Annotated in this window: 19 protein-coding genes; 5 read left to right on the forward strand and 14 right to left on the reverse strand. The window is 51.4% G+C overall.

The annotated features are described in order from the left end of the window. Positions 1 to 52 precede the first annotated feature (52 nt). Entirely contained in the window at positions 53 to 2410 is a 2358-nt protein-coding gene (gene helD / locus MKX42_RS19860; protein ID WP_340754011.1) for an RNA polymerase recycling motor HelD, read from the reverse strand. Between the two features lie 87 nt (positions 2411 to 2497). After that, entirely contained in the window at positions 2498 to 3553 is a 1056-nt protein-coding gene (locus MKX42_RS19865) for an FUSC family protein (RefSeq protein WP_340754012.1), read from the reverse strand. 193 nt (positions 3554 to 3746) lie between these two features. Here MKX42_RS19865 and MKX42_RS19870 point away from each other — a divergent pair, with 193 nt between their 5' ends. Next, on the forward strand, positions 3747 to 4247 hold the full coding sequence (locus MKX42_RS19870) for a hypothetical protein (protein ID WP_340754013.1): 501 nt from the start codon (positions 3747 to 3749) through the stop codon (positions 4245 to 4247). Between the two features lie 96 nt (positions 4248 to 4343). On the opposite strand, the gene MKX42_RS19875 is transcribed toward MKX42_RS19870, so the two are convergent. Continuing rightward, positions 4344 to 5012 carry a phosphatase PAP2 family protein gene (locus MKX42_RS19875; protein WP_340754014.1) on the reverse strand — a complete coding sequence of 223 codons (669 nt, stop codon included), beginning with the start codon at positions 5010 to 5012 and terminating at the stop codon, positions 4344 to 4346. A gap of 111 nt (positions 5013 to 5123) precedes the next feature. On the opposite strand from MKX42_RS19875, the gene hfq reads away from it, so the two are divergent. After that, the gene (gene hfq, locus MKX42_RS19880) at positions 5124 to 5345 is read left to right on the forward strand and encodes an RNA chaperone Hfq (RefSeq protein ID WP_051478328.1); all 222 of its coding nucleotides are present in this window, start codon (positions 5124 to 5126) and stop codon (positions 5343 to 5345) included. A gap of 127 nt (positions 5346 to 5472) precedes the next feature. Here hfq and MKX42_RS19885 read toward each other — a convergent pair whose 3' ends face one another. Beyond that, positions 5473 to 6579 (reverse strand): lactonase family protein, encoded by a 1107-nt coding sequence (locus MKX42_RS19885; RefSeq protein WP_340754015.1) that lies wholly within the window; start codon positions 6577 to 6579, stop codon positions 5473 to 5475. A gap of 182 nt (positions 6580 to 6761) precedes the next feature. Between MKX42_RS19885 and MKX42_RS19890 the strand changes: the two genes are divergently transcribed. Together MKX42_RS19890 and MKX42_RS19895 are read left to right on the forward strand one after the other, a co-directional pair. After that, a complete protein-coding gene (locus MKX42_RS19890; protein WP_173126417.1) occupies positions 6762 to 7097 on the forward strand; it encodes a LytTR family transcriptional regulator DNA-binding domain-containing protein in 336 nt (111 codons plus the stop codon). Positions 7098 to 7352: 255 nt separating this feature from the next. Further along, complete coding sequence (locus MKX42_RS19895; RefSeq protein ID WP_340754016.1) at positions 7353 to 8531, forward strand: peptidylprolyl isomerase; 1179 nt, start codon at positions 7353 to 7355, stop codon at positions 8529 to 8531. Positions 8532 to 8638: 107 nt separating this feature from the next. Here MKX42_RS19895 and MKX42_RS19900 read toward each other — a convergent pair whose 3' ends face one another. The 4 genes from MKX42_RS19900 to MKX42_RS19915 form a co-directional block, all read right to left on the reverse strand. Then, positions 8639 to 9520 carry an IS3 family transposase gene (locus MKX42_RS19900; protein ID WP_340752982.1) on the reverse strand — a complete coding sequence of 294 codons (882 nt, stop codon included), beginning with the start codon at positions 9518 to 9520 and terminating at the stop codon, positions 8639 to 8641. An 8-nt stretch (positions 9521 to 9528) separates the two neighbouring features. Next, the gene (locus MKX42_RS19905) at positions 9529 to 9825 is read right to left on the reverse strand and encodes a transposase (RefSeq protein ID WP_340752983.1); all 297 of its coding nucleotides are present in this window, start codon (positions 9823 to 9825) and stop codon (positions 9529 to 9531) included. Positions 9826 to 9964: 139 nt separating this feature from the next. Beyond that, on the reverse strand, positions 9965 to 10159 hold the full coding sequence (locus MKX42_RS19910) for a DUF2188 domain-containing protein (RefSeq protein ID WP_340754017.1): 195 nt from the start codon (positions 10157 to 10159) through the stop codon (positions 9965 to 9967). A 79-nt stretch (positions 10160 to 10238) separates the two neighbouring features. Then, a complete protein-coding gene (locus tag MKX42_RS19915) occupies positions 10239 to 10838 on the reverse strand; it encodes a nitroreductase family protein (protein ID WP_036729316.1) in 600 nt (199 codons plus the stop codon). A 278-nt stretch (positions 10839 to 11116) separates the two neighbouring features. On the opposite strand from MKX42_RS19915, the gene MKX42_RS19920 reads away from it, so the two are divergent. Continuing rightward, on the forward strand, positions 11117 to 12532 hold the full coding sequence (locus MKX42_RS19920) for a metallophosphoesterase (RefSeq protein WP_340754018.1): 1416 nt from the start codon (positions 11117 to 11119) through the stop codon (positions 12530 to 12532). A gap of 50 nt (positions 12533 to 12582) precedes the next feature. On the opposite strand, the gene MKX42_RS19925 is transcribed toward MKX42_RS19920, so the two are convergent. From MKX42_RS19925 to MKX42_RS19950, 6 genes are all read right to left on the reverse strand, one after another. Beyond that, positions 12583 to 13512 carry a phosphotransferase gene (locus MKX42_RS19925; protein WP_340757745.1) on the reverse strand — a complete coding sequence of 310 codons (930 nt, stop codon included), beginning with the start codon at positions 13510 to 13512 and terminating at the stop codon, positions 12583 to 12585. A gap of 263 nt (positions 13513 to 13775) precedes the next feature. Continuing rightward, complete coding sequence (locus MKX42_RS19930) at positions 13776 to 14333, reverse strand: DNA polymerase III subunit beta (RefSeq protein ID WP_340754019.1); 558 nt, start codon at positions 14331 to 14333, stop codon at positions 13776 to 13778. Between the two features lie 47 nt (positions 14334 to 14380). After that, positions 14381 to 14557, reverse strand: a complete 177-nt coding sequence (locus MKX42_RS19935; RefSeq protein ID WP_340754020.1) for a ribbon-helix-helix protein, CopG family — start codon at positions 14555 to 14557, stop codon at positions 14381 to 14383. Between the two features lie 246 nt (positions 14558 to 14803). Continuing rightward, a complete protein-coding gene (locus MKX42_RS19940) occupies positions 14804 to 16015 on the reverse strand; it encodes a chromate transporter (RefSeq protein ID WP_340754021.1) in 1212 nt (403 codons plus the stop codon). Between the two features lie 114 nt (positions 16016 to 16129). Then, complete coding sequence (locus MKX42_RS19945; protein ID WP_340754022.1) at positions 16130 to 17557, reverse strand: M56 family metallopeptidase; 1428 nt, start codon at positions 17555 to 17557, stop codon at positions 16130 to 16132. Further along, positions 17554 to 17913: a BlaI/MecI/CopY family transcriptional regulator gene (locus tag MKX42_RS19950; protein ID WP_340754023.1), complete on the reverse strand. Its 360-nt coding sequence runs from the start codon at positions 17911 to 17913 to the stop codon at positions 17554 to 17556. Before MKX42_RS19950 ends, MKX42_RS19945 begins: the two co-directional genes overlap by 4 nt. Between the last annotated feature and the right edge of the window lie 243 nt (positions 17914 to 18156).

The raw sequence follows: 18156 nt of genomic DNA on the forward strand, positions 1-18156 counted from the left end.
AAACCGCCTCGCGTCACACGCGCAGGCGGTTTTTCGTCTGTACAACTATTACTCACTTCTCCTGCGTACCAGCCGTAACCGTTTCACGCACTGCAGCAGGCATGAATGGGCTTGGCTGTCCCAGACTGTAGATGTGAAGCAGATGCATGGCCCGCGTACAGGCGGTATAGAACAGCTTACGTTCATGTTCACGCCCGTATTTCTCAGCGGAACCGTCATAGATGATTACAGCATCGAACTCGACGCCCTTGGCAAGGTAGGCCGGAAGCACCAGCGTCCCTTTTTGAAAATTAGGTGTTTCCTTCGTGACCAGCCGCACCGGCAGCCGCTTCTCCAGTTCACCGTGCACCTGTGCGCTCTCTTCTGCGGTCTTGCAGATCACGGCCACATAATGATAGCCCTGAGCATGAAGCTTAAGCACATCCTGTTCCACAGAGGAGAGCAGATCCGCTTCACTGTCCACCAGCGTCAGGAGCGGCTCCTCCCCCCGGCGGTTAAAGGGTACGATCTTCTCGCCGCCGGGAATCATCGCCCGCGTGAATTCAACAATCTCATAGGTAGACCGATAGCTGCGGGTCAAGGAGATCACCTCGGTGTTCTCTTCGCCGTAGATGCTCACCAGCCCGGCCAGATCTCCCAGCACCTCGCCTTGGGCATAGATCGCCTGGTTCAGGTCGCCCAGCACGGTCATTTTGGCCCGGGGAAACAGTCGGCGCATGAATTCCAGCTGGAACGGCGAGTAATCCTGCACCTCATCGACAATGACATGACGGATCAGGGTGTTCGTCCGGAAGCCCTGACTAAGCTCCTTCAAATACAGGAACGGCGTCGCATCCTCATAGGCCAGCTCATTGCCCCTGATCGCAGCCAGCGTCTGCGCGCAGATCTCATCCCAGGCTTCGGGCAGCGGCTGGCTTGTATCCAGGCTCTCTATCAGCTCACGACCCTCGAATAAGCGGCTGTATAGCGCCTTCACATCCACGAAGCGTCCGCGCTTGGTCCAGCCGCGCAGCGGTTTGAGGCGCTGGCTGACTACGTAGCGAGCGAGCAGAATTCGCTCCGCGTCATAATCATCGAAGCTGTCGTTATGCCCTCCGCCCTTGCGGCGCATCTGGTTGTAGGCCCGCTGATAATCGCTGTTGTCCATCAGCTCAATCTGCTCGTCTACCCATGCCGCACTCCGCTCTTCTGCGCCGAAGGCCGCAATTTTTTTGAGCAGCCAGCCCGTCATCAGTTCAATCCGGTTCGCCAGCTTGATGCCCGGGTCATAGCTGTAGAACTGGCGCTCCATCTCTTCCTTAGAGACAACGGCCTTCCCTTGGAACATCAATGGCTTGAACAGCATGCCTTCATGCTCCAGCAGATTCACATATTGCCGGATGGCGCTAAGGAAGGCAACCGATGATTTATAAGCAATGCCTTCCCGGCGGATATGGGCTTCCTCCCCGTCCGGGGCATTCAGCAGACTCTCCGTCTGGCTGAACACATCCTCCAGCTGAAATTCCTGGCCCAGCCGGTGCTCCAGGTACATCTGGAAGGTGGTCTGCTGCATATTCTCTTCCCCCAGCTCCGGCAGCACAGTGGATACATAGCTGTTGAACAAGGGGTTCGGCGAGAAGAGCAGCATCTGATCTGCCTGAAGCACCTCGCGGTACTTGTAGAGCAGATAGGCTACCCGCTGGAGCGCCGCTGATGTCTTGCCGCTCCCGGCGGCTCCCTGCACAACCAGCATCCGGCTTCTGTCATTGCGGATGACTGCATTCTGCTCCTTCTGGATGGTGGCTACGATTGATTTCATCCGGTCATCAGCGCTGTGGCTCAGCACCTGCTGAAGCAGTTCATCGCCGATGGTGACGCCCGTATCGAACATGACTTCAATCTCACCGTTATCAATCACGAATTGGCGCTTCAGCTCCATGGTACCCGTAATCTGTCCGCCCGGCGTCTCATAGGATGCAGGTCCCGGTGCCCCATCATAATACAGACTGGAGATAGGCGCGCGCCAATCGTAGATCAGGAAAGTCCCGTTATCCTCCATTAGCGAACCGATGCCCAGATAGATAGTGTCAGCCGCAGCATCCCCCGCCTCCGAGAAATCAATCCGGCCAAAATAGGGCGAGACCACCAGCTTTTTATATTTTTTGAGCGCCTTGCTGGATTGCAGATGATGGCGTTCGCGTTCGTTCAGAATCTGTGCCTGCTGCCGCAGACTGGTTGAAGTCTCCCCCAGGTCGTCGGGGCTGCTGAAGTTCACTGTGACCTCTTCCCAGAAGTCTTTGCGCATATCCACGACATCCGTGCGGTGGAGTCCCAGCTCCTCTGACAGCAGCCGGATATGGGTAGACAGCAGCTTGGTGATGCCGTTTACCCGCTCCTGCTCCTTTTGCCACTCGTGATCATGTTTATCCAATTCATTTCATCCCCTTCGGAAGGTTGACTAACAATGTTACCAACTCTGTAGTCGTTTTACAAGTTTTTGCTATATTCAGCTTGTGCTCTAGATTTTCTCGCTCAGCACTGCACTTTCCTTGTCGTCTGCGTTCATCCGGTGGATTTGGTCCGCCACCTTATCCAGACGCTCCAGCTGATAGCCGTAGTCATAGATGGCCGCTGCCACCACCGACAGCCGGAGCTGCCCGGACTTCTGCGGATCATATCCGTTGATGGCGGATTTCAGGAAGCGGTCATTGTCCTCCGCCAGCGGTTCCGAATCATTGGCCCCGGGCTTCAGCTTATCCTCGAATTTCAGCAGGATATATTCATGATACTTGATCAGCTGCTCCAGATGATGGTCGAACAGCTCATCTGTATGCTCCGTCCGTTCTGCCTGGAAATAATGCCGGTCAATTGACTCAAGCACCTGATAGCCCTTTTGCAGGGAATTCAGCAGGTTTTTGTAGACTACCATCTGCCTCGTCTGGCTGTATTTAGCCCGGCGGAGCTGCTTCTGCTCTTCCTCGAACAACGCGTACTTGTCAGCCAGCGCTTTAATTGAGCCCTCCAGACCGTTCTTCTCATCCCGGAAGACACTTTCCTTCATCTCATGCGACACCGCCGTCCGCAGCAGCAGCGACAGGCTGGTGAACACATTCTCGATCTGCTGGATGTACTGCTTGCGCGGCTGGGGCGGAAATACAGAGATATTGATAATAAAAGCCGACAAAATCCCGGTCAGGGTCAGCAGGAACCGGGTTAACGCGAACTGCCACTGGCCGGAAGCCTCCATGACGGAGATGACTGTGACCAGCGTCAGGCCGATGGTGTCGGCGCGGTTCATTTTCATGCTGATCATAATCACCAGGATGCATACCAGTCCAACCGCAATCGGTTCATTGGAGAGCAGCATTCCGCCAAGCAGCGCTATCACCGCCCCCATCGTGCTGGTCTGGATCTGATCGAGGAAATACCGCCATGATCTGTATATGGAGGGCTGCATAGCAAAGATTGCCGCAATAGCCGCACCGACAGGAGAGGCGAAGTTGAATAGAACGGACAGATAAAGGGCAAGCGTTACGGCCATTCCTGTTTTGAGTATGCGGGCACCGAAAGCCAAATCCATCCCTCCCAAGAGCTTGAAGCTTATCATAATTACTGCGGATGTTCATCCTTTATGTATATCTTGTTATTACCCATGAACTGCGCTGGCGAATTTTAGTATGTCTTAAGCCGGGCTTCAGGATTCTTTCAGCTTTCAGGGAATACTGTTATACCGGGTAGTAACTACAACATTCAGAAGAGGTGTATTCATGAAAAAAACGACCCGAACCCTAACCGCATGGGCAGCAGCCATGATGCTCGCCCTGTCTCCAGCCGCCGCCTTCGGCGAGCAGCTTCCCAAAGGCACGGCCACCCCTCCTCCGGCCTCACCGCATACCGGCAGAGAGCATACCCCTCCCCGCAGCGGGGAGCGGAATCTCAGGGCTGGAGGCCATTTCATTATCAGCGAAACGGCTGAGCTCCTCGGAATGGGCCGTGAGGAGCTGATTACCAGCCTGAAATCGGGTAAGACCCTGACGGGTCTGGCCCAGGAGAAGAAGGGCTGGAGCGAAGACCAGTATGTCCAGAAGCTGAGCGATGCCGCCAGCCTGAAGCTGGATGGATTCGTCAAGGAAGGGAAGCTGACGCAGGAAGACGCGGCGAAGCTAAAGCCGGGCCTGCCGACGCTAATCAAGCGCAGCCTCGGCCGCGTAGCCCAGCTTCACCAGGGCAAGCCGTCACCGCCGCCTGCTGCAACGAAGGCCCCCTGAACTGTACGGCACCGTCCCGGGGGGAGACAAGCTAGCCAGACTGTCCTCCTTCCGGATACCGTATACAAGAGAACAGGCACCGAATGCCCGGAGTTACTACTTCCGGGCATTCTTTGTGTGATGCGGATTCGCTTTGTAATTCCGGTAAGCCTCGAAGCAGGCCGCCGACAGCATCAGCCAGGCTCCGCTCGCGGCATAGCCGCCGATCACATCACTCGGATAATGCACCCCCAGATAAATCCGGCTCCAGCCGATTCCCCCGGTCATCAGAACAGTGAACAGTATCAGCAGGAACCGCTCGCTCCGGTTGTGCATATGCCGCCACAGCAGGTAGGCAATGACCCCGTATAACGAGAAGGCCGCCATTGAATGTCCGCTGGGGAAGCTGTAGCCTGTCTGCTCAATCAGCCTGTGAATGGTGGGACGCTCCCGGTGGAACCACAGCTTCAAGAGCGTGTTCAACAATTGGGAGCCGAGGCCCACCCACAGGAACAAGGCAAGCTCCAGCCGGTGCTTCAGCGCGAAGAACAAGATGAGCATAGTCAGCAGAGAGATCCCGATCGCCAGCTTCGAGGACCCGACCAGAGATAAGCCTTTGGCCAGCGCCGTCAGCGGCGGAGATTCCATCGATTGCACGAACCGGATCACCACATGGTCGAAGCCCTGGGCTCCGCCCAGCTTAACCAGTAATGCGATCAGGATAAAAGCCAGCAAAAACCATATAAACCGCCGGAATCCGCGGGACCAGTAATGATAATATAGCATAACTACCCCCTTGTCTATTTGTCAGGACTATGAACACATTTCCTGGGAAGGTCTGTCCCGTGTTATAATGGCCTGGAGAAATTATTTTAATTAAAGATGGAGTGCTGCCAAGTGGAAAGTCTAAAATTGCAGGAACGTTTGTTGAACCAGTGCATCTCAACAAAGATGCCTGTGACGATCTTTACAACCAACGGAGTCAAAATGCAGGGACTGGTAACCTCTTATGACGCTTATACGATCACCTTGCAGGGTCAGGGTGACGGGAGACAGAACGTACTCTTCAAATCGGCAGTCTCCACCGTGGTGCCGCTGAAGCCCGTCTCACTCAAATAAGCTGTCTGCACGGCGCACATTCTAACCTAAGCTCTTACAAATGAACAGTCCACGAACTCAAAAGGAACACCGGAGCAGCATCCCGGTGTTCCTTTTGCCGTTGTCTCCTAGGGTCAGCCAGCCCGTCCTACGCGGGGAAAACCGCCGGCATCACGCACACCGGCTTCGACAGCTCAGCTGTGTTGCCGGTGAAGCTCAGGCGGCCGCTGCCTTCGTCCAGGGAGAAGACAACCAGATTATTGCCGTCCCGGTTGGCAACAATCAGATAGGCACCGTCCGGTGTAACCGTGAAGTGACGGGGATGTCCGCCTCTGGTGGATACATGCTCTACCAGGGTCAGCCCGGCCGTCTGCGGATTCACAGCATACTGTACGATGCTGTCATGTCCGCGGTTCGAGCCGTACAGATATTTGCCATCCTTGGAGAAAGTGATCTCTGCACAGCTGTTCCGGCCGGCTTCATAGCCTTCAGGCAGTGTGGATACAGTAGCAGCCGTCTTCAGGGTTCCTGCCGCAGCATCATACAGGAATGATGTCACCGTGCTGTCCAGCTCATTAATGACATAAGCGGACTTCCCGTCTGGATGAAATACGAAATGCCGTGGTCCAGCCCCGGCATGCAGCGGGGTGTCTCTAATCGCTTCCAGCGTTCTCGCCTCTGCATCTATCCGGTAGCTGCGGATCAGATCCAGTCCCAGATCAGAGACGAACAGGTAGCGTCCGTCAGGGCTGAAGATGGCAGAATGGGGGTGGGGACGGTCTTGACCCGGAGTCCCGCCATGTCCTGTATGCTGAGCGATATCCGTCAATGCCACAGGCAGTCCGCCCTTGTCCAGCGTGAGGAGTCCGACCGATCCCCCGTGATAGCTGCACACGACCAGATGTTCATTCCTCGCGTCCCGGTTAATGTTACAGGTCGTGCTCTGGCCTTTGCCTTCGGAAGGCATAGTCTGAATCCGCTGCAATTCGGTCAGCTTGCCTGTCTCAGGATCGATAGCGAAGGTTATAACCTCCCCTTCCTTACCGCCCGTACCGTTCGGCTTCTCCCCTATGGCATACAGCTTCCGCCCGGAAGGGTCCACATTGACGAACGTAGGATTCGTCAGGCCTTCTGCGGTATCCAGCCGCTCCAGCGTGCCTCCGGCTTCACCGTCAAAGGCAAACACCTGGATTCCGCTCTCTTCTGCGGTGGCATATGAACCGGTAAATAACAGCAGCTTCGTCTTCTCGTTCATCTAGAATTCCTCCTCAAGTTAAACAGCCATCTATATAATTTACAATTTTTCGTGAGGATTGACAAATGCAACGGAAAAAGTGACAAAAAACATTTCAAAAATAAGACTTCTCAAACCATTCTGAATATGCTATAATGAAAGCGCTAACATTATTGTTAATCAAGAATAAAGGGGGAACACGAATGAGCAGCCTGCTGGAAGCCAGAAATGTATATGAGGACTTCGAGGTGGAGACAGACATTCTGTTCTTTAAGGTCGGGGACCATGACCTGGTCATTTTTCACGGCAGAAACTACAATATTAAAAAGAGAATGACTGCCGAGCAACTGAACCGCTTATTGTCGAGCAACAGCTATTATCATGTGTACGGGGGCTGCTACGTGAACCTGAACAAGATCAGCTCCATCGAGGATGACTGCATCTACTTTGGTGAGATGGGCCTCTATGCCAAGTCTGTACGGGTTCCAAGACGTAAGCAGGAGAACATCCGCCATTTGCTTAAGGGACTGAGCTCCTAAGCCGGAAAGGTTATCCTCACACATCTTGCAGTTCGGTACTCTTCTATTCGAATCATTACAGTCTCTCTCATCAGGCCGGAGCGCATATGGGGACACCCGTGCTGCTCCGGTTTTTCCTGTGTTTCACCTGTTTCTTAATGGAATCTTAAAAAGTAATTGTGCTTTTTTATACTTTCTTAAGGTTTGGAATTCTGTTTTCTGGTAAAGTTGTAGAAAGACAGGCACCACCTATATTGAAGGGAGTCATTAATTATAATGGACAAAAAAGATTTCAATGAAAATGAAAAGCTAGAAAACGGCATTACGCCGGAAGAGAACGACGCTTCTGTGATTACTCCGGAAGAAGTTATTGAACCTGCCGGAACAGCCCCTGTACCGCAGGAACCTGTACGAACAGCTCCAAGAGTTGAAGAAAGCGTTCCCGTGATGAACAAAGTCGGCGGCGGAGGTACTCCTCCTTCCTCACCTGCTCCATCCGGCGGCGGCAAAGGCTGGATGATTGCATCGCTCGTCCTGGCAGCAGCGCTAATCGTAGTGCTGATTGTACAACCATTCAAGAAGGATGACAGCAAAGTTGCAGTTGCTTCCGTGAACGGAACAGACATCACCAAAGCGCAGCTGTATGATAAATTGGTTGAAGCCGGCGGGGAATCCACCCTGCAAAACCTGATTACCACCACGCTGGTGGGCCAGGAAGCCAAGAAAGCCAACATTAAGGTTACCGATGCCGACATCAACGAAGAAATCGAGAACCTCAAGACCCAGTTCGGCGGCGAGGAAGCTCTGAATAACGCCTTGCAGCAGAGCTCGATGACCATCGAGGACCTGAAGAAGCAAATGCCGCTCCAGGTTGAAATCCGCAAGCTGGTAGAACCGAAGGTAAAGATTACCGATGAGGAAATCTCCAAATATTTCGAAGAAAACAAAGCGAAATACAATCAGGAAGAGGAAGTTCGCGCTTCCCACATCCTGGTGAAGACCAAGGAAGAAGCCGACGCCATTGTGAAGCAGCTCAAAGAAGGCGGAGACTTCGCCGCACTGGCCAAGGAAAAATCTGCTGACACCGGCTCGAAGGACAAAGGCGGCGATCTTGGCTTCTTCAAACGCGGAGACATGGTTGCTGAATTCTCCGATGCTGCCTTCAAGCTGAAGGTTGGCGAAACCAGCGGCGCAGTGAAATCCGAGTACGGCTACCATATCATTAAGGTGACGGACCACAAGGACGCCAAAGAGTATACACTTGCTGAGAAGAAGGAAGAAATCAAGAAAACCCTGATGTCACAGAAGGTATCCGAGATGTCTGCTACGTGGCTGGCTGATCTGAACAAGAATGCCAAGATCACCAATACGTTGACCGACAAACCGGATGCATCCGCTACTCCGGCAGCCAGTGAAGCTCCTGCTGCGGCAACGGAAGCTCCTGCTACGAAATAACGATTACTGTATTAGTACAAGCTATAACAATGTAGAAGGATACAATAAAGAGGACAAGCGGAAGTGATATGATCCCTGTCAAGTAGACAGTAATAAAAAAGCAATATTTAAGCAGCCTGAGTTCGGTATTCATGAGGACTCAGGTTGTTTAGTTTCGTTTGGAAACGTGCATGGTTGTAAAAATGGATGTATTGCTGCACAGCATGCTTCACCTGCTTAGCAGAGTGGAAGGAGTGGAGGTAGAAACACTCGGCTTTAAAATGACCAAAGAAGTTCTCCATACAGGCATTGTCCCAGCAGTTTCCCTTTCGGGACATACTGGCCTTTATACCGTATCGCTTCAGTAGGCTGCTGTATTGGCGGCTAGTATACTGAAATCCTTGGTCGCTGTGCAAAAGAACCCCTTCAGTATCACGCCGTTTTCTCGCCTTTTTGACCGTATCAAATACCAGTTTTAAATCATTCTTAGGGCTAATCTGGTACGCTACAATTTCATTGTTAAACAGATCTTTAATCGCAGACAAATACAGCCTTTGCCCGTTGAAGATTAGATAAGTGATATCCGTAACCCACTTTTGGTTCGGCTGGTCTGCTGTACACTCTCTATTCAGATGGTTGTCAGAGATGACGTAAGCCTCTTTCTTGCCGTAATAAGGCCTTTTCCTCCGAATGACTGCTTGAAGTCCTAGTTCGCCCATGAGTCGCTGTACACGCTTGTGATTCACGTGGATGGCGTAGGTACGCTTTAGCCAAACCTTCACCCTGCGGTATCCATAAATACCTTTTAGCTTCTCAAAGCATTCGACGATTTTAAGCTTCAAGGCTTCGTCTTCGCGTTGCTTCAGTGAAACGAACGTTTGTCGATTCAACCACTTGTAAAAGCCACTCCTAGATACCCCAGCCAGGTTGCACAGCAGGGTAAGGTTGTATTTCTTATGAAGCATTTCCTTAATCACTGTAAACTTTTTGCTGCTTGGGACAGCGTCCATTCCTCCTTTCACATCTGTAAGAGCTTTTTTAGCATTTCATTTTCCGCCTCAAGGCGCTTGATCTTGGTCTCTGGATCTTCGGGACGTGTTCGGGGTCTGCCCATTCCGGGTCCTTTCGCCTTCCCTCTTTTTTCTTCAAGACCCTTTAATCCCTCTACCTTAAAGTGCTTCACCCATCGGCGAACCAAGGAATCGTTAATCCCCATTTCAAGTGCTACACTTTTATATCCCAACCCCTTTTTGAGGTAGAGGTCTACTGTCTTTTTCTTAAACTTCTCATCGTACGTTTTCCTCATTTCACCCATAAAAAATCCCCTCCATAGTAGACAGAATAATCGGCTTGCTTTTTTCTGTCTACTATAGGGGGATCATATCAAAGAACGCCTGTCCTCTTTATTTGTGTTCAGATGTATGCCTCAACTATTGTTCGTGCAGATTGAGCAGCTAATGCCCTTTTTTGCGGATCTGCTTATCACGGTTCTCGCCCCACTCTTTGGCCTGTTCGGTGGCAATAGCTATCGCCCGCCCCTCCTCGTAGCCTTCTTCCAGCAGGGCGTTGGCGATCTCCACCGCTTTGTTGCGAACGGGGGCCATGAAGTTCTTCAGTGAATCCGGGTAGTTATCTTTATCCCATGGCATTATAAAAACCTCCTTGATCTGGCTATATTCATACTTAGCCGGATCAGGGAGGTTCTAAACTGCTTATCGCAGGGTTTCCTTACTTAATTACCTTCACGCGTTCTTCAATCGGCTGGAATTCCTTCTCGCCTGGAGGAGTCAGGATGTTACCGAATGGCATTTGGGCAATCAGCTTCCAGTCCGCAGCAATACCGAAGGTCTCCTTCACTTCATCGTCGATCAGCGGGTTATAGTGCTGAAGGGAGGCTCCCAGACCTTCTTCGGCGAAGGCAGTCCATACTACGTATTGCAGAATCCCGGAGGACTGGTTGGACCAGATCGGGAAGTTCTCAGCATACAGTGCAAAGTTCTCCTGCAGGTGCTTCACCACTGCCTGATCTTCATAGAAGAGCACAGTGCCGTAGCCGGCTTTGAAAGAGGACAGCTTCTGAGCTGTACCTTCGAATTGTTCAGTAGGAACGATCTTACGCAAAGTTTCTGCTGTAATATCCCACAGCTTATCATGTTGTTCGCCCAGCAATACTACAGCTCTGGAGCTTTGCGAGTTGAAGGAAGTTGGGCTATGTAGAACAGCCTCTTCTACAATCTTCTGAATTTGTTCATCAGAGATTGGGGATTCTTTACTGATGGCGTATATGGAACGTCTGCCTTTCACCGCTTCAAAAAAAGTCTTAGACATAAAATAACTACCTCCATTTAATTAAGTAACTTACTTTTTTTAATCATAACACTTTTCCGGTCTGAATACAACACATCGTTCACAAGTTTTTCCTGTACCAGCTCTTTATTTTGTATATCCGCTCTTAGTGTCGCTGAATTGCCTTCAATTATGCACCTTCCACTATTTTCTATAAGCTATTATAGAGGTTTAGAAACAACGGCTAACATATCGTATATACAACCCGGTCATAAATAAGCTACAATAATTCAGCTAAAATACAGAAAGAAGGTTAAGCTATGCGCGTCCCGCTTCATAAGCGTACAACTCATATGGTGAAGCTCACCTTAATGACGCTCCTCTCTTCCCTCCTAATCCTCAGCGGGTGTGAAGACTCCGCTACTACTGCCTTGAACGCTGTTCCAGCGACAGCCGGGGCTGTGACCCCTGCTACAGAACCCGGAGAACCTGTCTCCTTCTGGGTCGCCACCGATACGCATTATCTGGACAAAGCCCTGGAGGACGGCGGTCAGGCCTTCCAGACCTATGTCACAGGCGGCGATGGCAAAATGCTTCCTTACAGTGATGAGCTGACCGAAGCTCTGGTCCGGGATGTGGAACAGAACAAGCCCGCCTTCCTCATTCTGAGCGGCGACCTCACCAATAACGGGGAAGCGGGCAGTCATAAGGAGCTGGCTGCGAAGCTCCACCGGATGGAGGCTGCGGGAACCCGCGTCTACGTGACTCCGGGTAACCATGATATCAACAACCCCTGGGCCAGATCGTTCGACGGTGACAAGCAGGTCGTTGCCAAGCATATTAATGTAGAGGATTTCCTGCGCATCTATGACGATTTCGGATATAACGAGGCGGTCTCGCGGGATGCGGACAGCTTAAGCTATGCGGTGAAGGCCGCACCCGGCCTTTGGCTGCTGATGCTTGACAGTGCGCAGTATGCACATAACGAAGAATATAATTTTCCGCAGACCGACGGCCGCCTTCTGCCCTCCACCCTTGCCTGGATTGACGATAATGTGAAGCTGGCCGCTCAGGAGCATGCGTCTGTGATTACCGTGATGCATCATAATCTGCTGAGCCACACCTCCATGGCCGTATCGGGGTTCAAGCTTAATAACAGCCAGGAGACGATGAAGGCTTTTCGCCGGAACGGTCTAAATCTGGTGTTATCCGGGCATATTCATATGCAGGATATCCGCCGCGATCCTCCAGAAGCCTCGATAGATCCGGCCTTGCCTGTCTATGATATTGCTACTAGCGCCATGGCGGTGAATCCGCACCAGTATGGCAGAATGACCTTCGATCCCGCCTCACGGGCCGTGACCTATCACACCGCTCAAGTTGATGTTGACGGCTGGGCTCAGGCCAACCACAAGACCGATCCGCACCTGCTGAATTTCAAAGCGTATGCGGAGCAGATCTTCGCAGAGAACTCATATGACAAAGCGATGAACCGGCTTAAGGAGAGCAGCTTCACAGAAGCGCAGAAGCAGTCGATGGCTGAGGTGATGTCGAAGCTGAACGTGAAGTATTTTGCCGGGAACGCTGCTGATTCGCTGGAGGAGATCCGGGCGATGCCGGGATTCAAGCTGTGGGAGAGTATGGAGGGCGGCTTCATGTCCGGATATATCCGCAGTATGGCGGAGCACGCAGAAGTGAGCAATACCTCGCTGGAGATGGTTCTGACTACACAATAGCAAAGACAAAGCCTCCCTTCCGGGATACAAAAGAGAGGCTTGTTCCAGGCTTATGCTTCTATGAACTGGAGCGCACAATCCGTATGATGATCGGCAATTCCTTGTGCGAGCTGCTGGTCAGGGAAGCCTCTGTGAACTAACTTCAACCCGCCTGAGATTAAAGAGAGATGATGATGGAACTTATAGAATAGCTTCCGGTTCTCATCGAGCTGAATATCGTTCAGATAGCGGTAGTGCTCCCCAAAACGCATTTCGAGGAAGCTGTGCTCGTGTTCAATATCATAAAATTCGGCTCCTTCAATATCAATCAGGCAAGGCTCAAGCTGATCCGTTACGATCACATGATTGGGTCCAAGCTCCCCGTGAATGAATCCGTAGCTGTTTCGGGGTACTATTTTGGACTCCAGATTGTATAGCTTGTCGAGCAGCTTCCCTTGATTCTTGCGGATTGCTTCCACATGCTCTGCGGGGTAAGTTAGCTGTTCGATCCCATTGTATAATTGATGCAAATGACATTGTATGTTGTTAGGGGCAGTCTGATCCGGTTTACCGTAGGTTCTGCTCTGAATCCTATGCATGGCGCCGATCATCTCTCCCACCTGCTGGAAGACCTTATCCTGAACCTTGCGGTCGGGATGCTTGTAATACCCCCCGGCATCTTGTCCGGCTACATATTCAACCAGCGCATAATCGAAATCGTACCGGTCTCTGTCCCTGTTCAGATCATAGAGTATTGGTGTGCGGATCGCATGCTCCATCAGGAACCTGTTATTGCTCTCAAATAAATCACTTCCGTAGGACTCAGCATGTAGGTTATGATTAACGATTTCTTCTTGAAAATAATTCATGCTAAGGTCCCACACGTACAGAATACAGGAGAACCCATTGCTGCAGTCGAGCTTATAGACCACCTTCTGGGCACCGCCCTGCATCTTGCTGACCTTAACGACGCTATAACGCGTACCGAAGACCTTCTCCACATACTTCTGTAATACAGCAGCCTCCAGATGACAATGAAATTTCAAGGAACCACACTCCACTTCTTCTTGTATTGCCGGCTACTCCACTCTATTCCATTTCCGGAAAAAAATATAGACTGTTTCTTTGCGTTCTGTTATTATGTTGAATTAGGTCTTGAAAAAAATCGGCATACAAAAGCGGTCGCTATCGCTCCTACAGTTCCAAATTCCCCCTCCGCTTCTCTTTGCTTTTAATTTACGGATAACAGGACTATGCCTTACGCTTACTTTGCGGTTCGCACTGGAGTAATTAGAAAAAAAGTTGAAGAAAGATCATTCAACGGTTGTATGACTATCGGGCTCATTTTGCCGGTGAATCGCAAGCGTATGAACTCACTACTCGTACCATGTAGAATGTCTGCAACATACTTTCCATTTAGCGAGATCGTGAAATCCTCCCCGTTCTTCTCGAGTATAGATACCTCGTCCTCAATATCTCCGATTTCTGCGGTTTGGGATAACAAAAGTAGTCTGTCGGCAGCGGTCTCTAACCTTATAATACTTTCACTCGCCAATACCGTCGTCCGTTCTACCGCTTTCATCAGAGGAACTGTTCCATTTGTAATCTCTGATATAAAAGTGTGCGGAATCACATGGTGCAGGGACGGGTACTCCCCCTCAATTAAAGCAGATTGAACCATAATGTGGTTAGCAGTGAATCTAACATGACGGTTGGTTACTTCAACTTCTGTCGTTCTGTCCTCGCCGTCCATGATTTTAACCGCTTCAATTAAATTTCTGCCAGGAATAATAATATGCCTCTCGGATCTGTCGACTTCCAAAGTAACAATCCCAGAATCAGACTTACGTATTATTTCGCAGAGCTACATTACAAATCACTAGACTCAATCAGAGATCGGATAAGCTCAGACCGGGACAATTTATGCTCCGCACAATGCTGTTCGACCTTCTCCCAAAGCTCACTAGTTAAGGTTACCGAGACTTTTTTCGTTACACCTATGTTCTTGCGGCCTGCTCCCTCCCGGGGACCTCCTCGTGCAGACATGAACCCTAATTGACCTTCTTTATTGGAGAGACCTATTTTTAGATCATTTTGAGTCAATTTGATTTGTCCTCTCTTTTTTGATTTAGGTTACCTATTTCAATAATTCCTATTATTATTTTATCACATGATCTATGGGCTTACAATGTTACGAATGGATGATGAACCTGGCTGTATACCAAAAAAACTGACCTTGCAATTAAGCAATGGCCAGTTCAATATAGTGCGTACCATAAGTTATAGGTTATGTCACCACCCGATCACCATTCCACCCGCCGCACCGGCCACCACAACCAACCAAGGCGGCAGCTTCCAGAAGACCAGCATTACGAACAGAATGATAGCCAAGGCAAAGTCCAGCGGTGCGAGGATGGCTGTCGTCCACAGGGGATCGTACCAGGCGGCAAGCAGGATGCCGACCACAGCGGCATTGATTCCGGTTAAGGCTCCTTGAATCCGGGGACTCCTTCTTAAGCTGTTCCAAAAAGGCAATGCGCCTGCAACCAGCAGAAAGGCTGGCAGGAAAATAGCGAGCGTGGCCACGATGGCCCCGGGCACACCGGCGGTCATTGCTCCAAGATAGGCTGCAAAAGTGAACAACGGACCCGGTACAGCCTGCGTGGCCCCGTATCCCGCCAGGAAGTCGGCTTGGCTCACCCAGCCGGTAGGAACGACTTCTTGTTCCAGCAGCGGAAGCACAACATGTCCGCCGCCGAACACCAAAGCACCGGAACGATAAAAGCTGTCAAATATCGCGACTCCTCCCGCCTCAGCCGTCCCTCTAAGAAACGGGAGTACGATCAGGAGTAAGCCGAACAATGCTAAACAAACGGTACCAGACAACCGGTGAATAGGGACCGTAAGATTCGTCAGGTTCTCCGCAGAACTGTGGCGATACAGCCATAACCCGGCTATGCCCGCTGCAGCAATCGTTAGAATCTGACTGTAGCCGGTCTGCCATGATAATGTAACAGCTGCCGCTATAGCCGCGATGGTGACTCTTTCCCGGTCCGGGGTCAGCTTCTGCCCCATGCCAAGGATGGCCTGGGCAACAATCGCTACAGCTACGATCTTCAGTCCGTGAATCCAGCCAGCACCGGCAATATCATAGCCCTGCAGCAGGAAGGCAAATGCGACCAGCACCAGGACAGAGGGCAAAGTGAAGCCCAGCCAAGCGGCCAACCCGCCCAGCCAGCCTGCCCGTACCATTCCGATACCAATCCCCACCTGACTGCTCGCCGGACCGGGAAGGAACTGGCAGAGCGCAACCAGATCCGCATAGCTTCGTTCATCGATCCATTTCCGGCGGCGGATATATTCATTGTGGAAATAACCCAGATGGGCGGCCGGTCCGCCGAAGGAGGTAAGACCCAGTCTGGCCGATACAAGCAGGATCTCAAGTAACCCCCCAGCCTTCCCCTCCCGATGTTCTCCCGGCACCGCCTGCTTCTCTGCTTGCATACCTATTGCTCCCTTGACCCTAGAATGTATATCTCATTCCAGATTATCATCCGCGTTCAAGCATTGGATAAAAGGTGCAGCAGTGTTCCGTAAATGTTGTGTAAAGAGCGTCATCTAATGTGCAAGCTTGACACTATCCAGCCGGTCGATCAGCTTACGTAGGCCAGCTTCATCTGCTCCATACGGGCGGACATCCCCGCCCAGCAGCTTATCCACCTCTTCTCTGGTAAATGTGAAGCTGTAACTTATCCCTTCATCCGCAAGCGAGTAATGAATGATATCTGCATTATCGATCAGGGTTAACAGCAGGACCGAATTCTTCAGGAGAGGGTCGCGGCTTACTGCCTTAAGCTCATCGTTCCACATTCCGGTAATATCGTTTACTTTATAATTGATGGTTAATGCATACGGGCGGGAGCCGGTTGTCAGCTCAATGCCTGCCCTCTCCAGTCCTTCCTGCAGCGGCATTGCACCAAGCAGCGCTGTGACTTTGCTGACGTCGCCAATATAATTTGTTTTGCTCTTCAGCAGCTGATCCACCGTATAACCCGAATATAGCTGCTGCTGCGGACGCTCCACAGGCTTGGGATTAGCGGTACATCCAATCAGCAAGACTACAAGGACGAGGGTAAAAGCGGCCGCGCTCCCCGGGGTGGGCTGACGGTACGCGAGAATATGCTTGATCCTTGCCTTTACGCTGCTCTCGCCAAAAGCCAGCGGGCTGCCGGTCATAAGACCGCTCCGGCGGGCTGAGAAGCCAAGCAGGGAGCCTGAGTAGCTGCTTTTAACCTGCGGACCCAGCTTCCGGATCACAGCTTCATCGCAGGACATCTCCATATCCTTGCTCATGAGCACAAAAGACAGCCACATCAGCGGATTGAACCAATGGAGAATGACCAGCAGGAACATCAGCGGCTTGATCAGGTAATCCCGCCGGTTAATATGAGTCTGCTCATGCAGCAGGATATAGGACAGCTCCTGTCCGCTCATTCCAGCCGGGATGTAGATCCTTGGCTTCAAGAAGCCGGATACGAACGGGGTCATGATCTGGTCCGTCTCGAAGACATGCCCCTTCACAAGGGTAGCTGTACGGACACTGCGCATGACTCTCACATAAGAGAACACGCTGTACAGCAGCAGCACTATGACACCTGTCAGCCAGATCATACTGCCGGCCCACAGGAGGATCTGCACCGGATTGACGCTTGCTGCCGGTGCAGCAGACGGAAGCAGACTGTTCCACAGGCTTCCCGCTGAATCTGTTCCGGTGTTCAATGCAGGCTGCGCTTGCATCCCTATATTCTTCGGAACGAACTGCAGCTGCCCTGTGCCGGACGAGCCTGCAGGCCCTGCCAGCCTCAGGATACTGAAGCTTGAAGTGAAGCTGACAGGCAGGATCAGCCTGATCATTACTGCGGACCACAGCATATAGGAGAAGATCTTGGGGGCGCGCCGCAGCAGGACTCTGGCCAGCATTACGGCGGCGGCAACATAGCTGGCAGTAATACTCATGTTCAGCATGCTGATCCACAGGTCCGTCATTGGGAGGCCTCCTCGATAATCTTCTTCAGCTCCGCCGCTTCCTGCGCAGACAATTTCTTATCTCCGAGAAAAGCAGTCAAAAACTGCGGCAACGACCCGCCAAAGGCTTTGTCCACTACCGTCTGGCTCTCATGCCGCTGTGCTTCCGACTTCGGGATGATGGCGGTAACCATAGCCCCCTCGTTCCTGAGAATTCCCCGCTCACATAGCTTTCTTAACACGGTATAGGTTGTGGACTTCTTCCAGCCCAGTACCGCGAGACTCAGCTTCACCAGCTCTGTAGAATTAATCGGCTCATGATCCCAGATCAGGCAAGCGAATTTATATTCGGCATCATATAATTTGTATGGCTCCATCCTGTTCACTCCTTATAAGTTTATTACAGTAGACCTAATGATACTAAGTCTATTGCAGTAAACCTATATTGTCAAGGTGGCACCCGGTACCTCCAGCACAAAATAACCCCACAAAGTGGGGATTTAGCTTCGATGATAACTCAGGTACTTTGCGGGGACCCCAAAACATATAAATTCTTATCTATCAAAAAAACCGGAACCGCCTGATTGCTCAGGGGTCCCGGTTGTTTGACTATAACTGTA

This window comes from Paenibacillus sp. FSL R7-0204, from assembly GCF_038002225.1.
Taxonomy (GTDB): Bacteria; Bacillota; Bacilli; order Paenibacillales; family Paenibacillaceae; genus Paenibacillus_AQ.

Coding starts and splice junctions, on each gene's coding strand:
- MKX42_RS19920 (WP_340754018.1), top strand. CDS start 11,117: ATGCGCGTCCCGCTTCATAAGCGTACAACTCATATGGTGAAGCTCACC.
- MKX42_RS19890 (WP_173126417.1), top strand. CDS start 6,762: ATGAGCAGCCTGCTGGAAGCCAGAAATGTATATGAGGACTTCGAGGTG.
- MKX42_RS19950 (WP_340754023.1), bottom strand. CDS start 17,913: ATGGAGCCATACAAATTATATGATGCCGAATATAAATTCGCTTGCCTG.
- MKX42_RS19875 (WP_340754014.1), bottom strand. CDS start 5,012: ATGCTATATTATCATTACTGGTCCCGCGGATTCCGGCGGTTTATATGG.
- MKX42_RS19915 (WP_036729316.1), bottom strand. CDS start 10,838: ATGTCTAAGACTTTTTTTGAAGCGGTGAAAGGCAGACGTTCCATATAC.
- MKX42_RS19885 (WP_340754015.1), bottom strand. CDS start 6,579: ATGAACGAGAAGACGAAGCTGCTGTTATTTACCGGTTCATATGCCACC.
- MKX42_RS19900 (WP_340752982.1), bottom strand. CDS start 9,520: ATGGACGCTGTCCCAAGCAGCAAAAAGTTTACAGTGATTAAGGAAATG.
- MKX42_RS19910 (WP_340754017.1), bottom strand. CDS start 10,159: ATGCCATGGGATAAAGATAACTACCCGGATTCACTGAAGAACTTCATG.
- MKX42_RS19895 (WP_340754016.1), top strand. CDS start 7,353: ATGGACAAAAAAGATTTCAATGAAAATGAAAAGCTAGAAAACGGCATT.
- MKX42_RS19935 (WP_340754020.1), bottom strand. CDS start 14,557: ATGTCTGCACGAGGAGGTCCCCGGGAGGGAGCAGGCCGCAAGAACATA.
- MKX42_RS19940 (WP_340754021.1), bottom strand. CDS start 16,015: ATGCAAGCAGAGAAGCAGGCGGTGCCGGGAGAACATCGGGAGGGGAAG.
- MKX42_RS19945 (WP_340754022.1), bottom strand. CDS start 17,557: ATGACGGACCTGTGGATCAGCATGCTGAACATGAGTATTACTGCCAGC.
- MKX42_RS19870 (WP_340754013.1), top strand. CDS start 3,747: ATGAAAAAAACGACCCGAACCCTAACCGCATGGGCAGCAGCCATGATG.
- MKX42_RS19905 (WP_340752983.1), bottom strand. CDS start 9,825: ATGGGTGAAATGAGGAAAACGTACGATGAGAAGTTTAAGAAAAAGACA.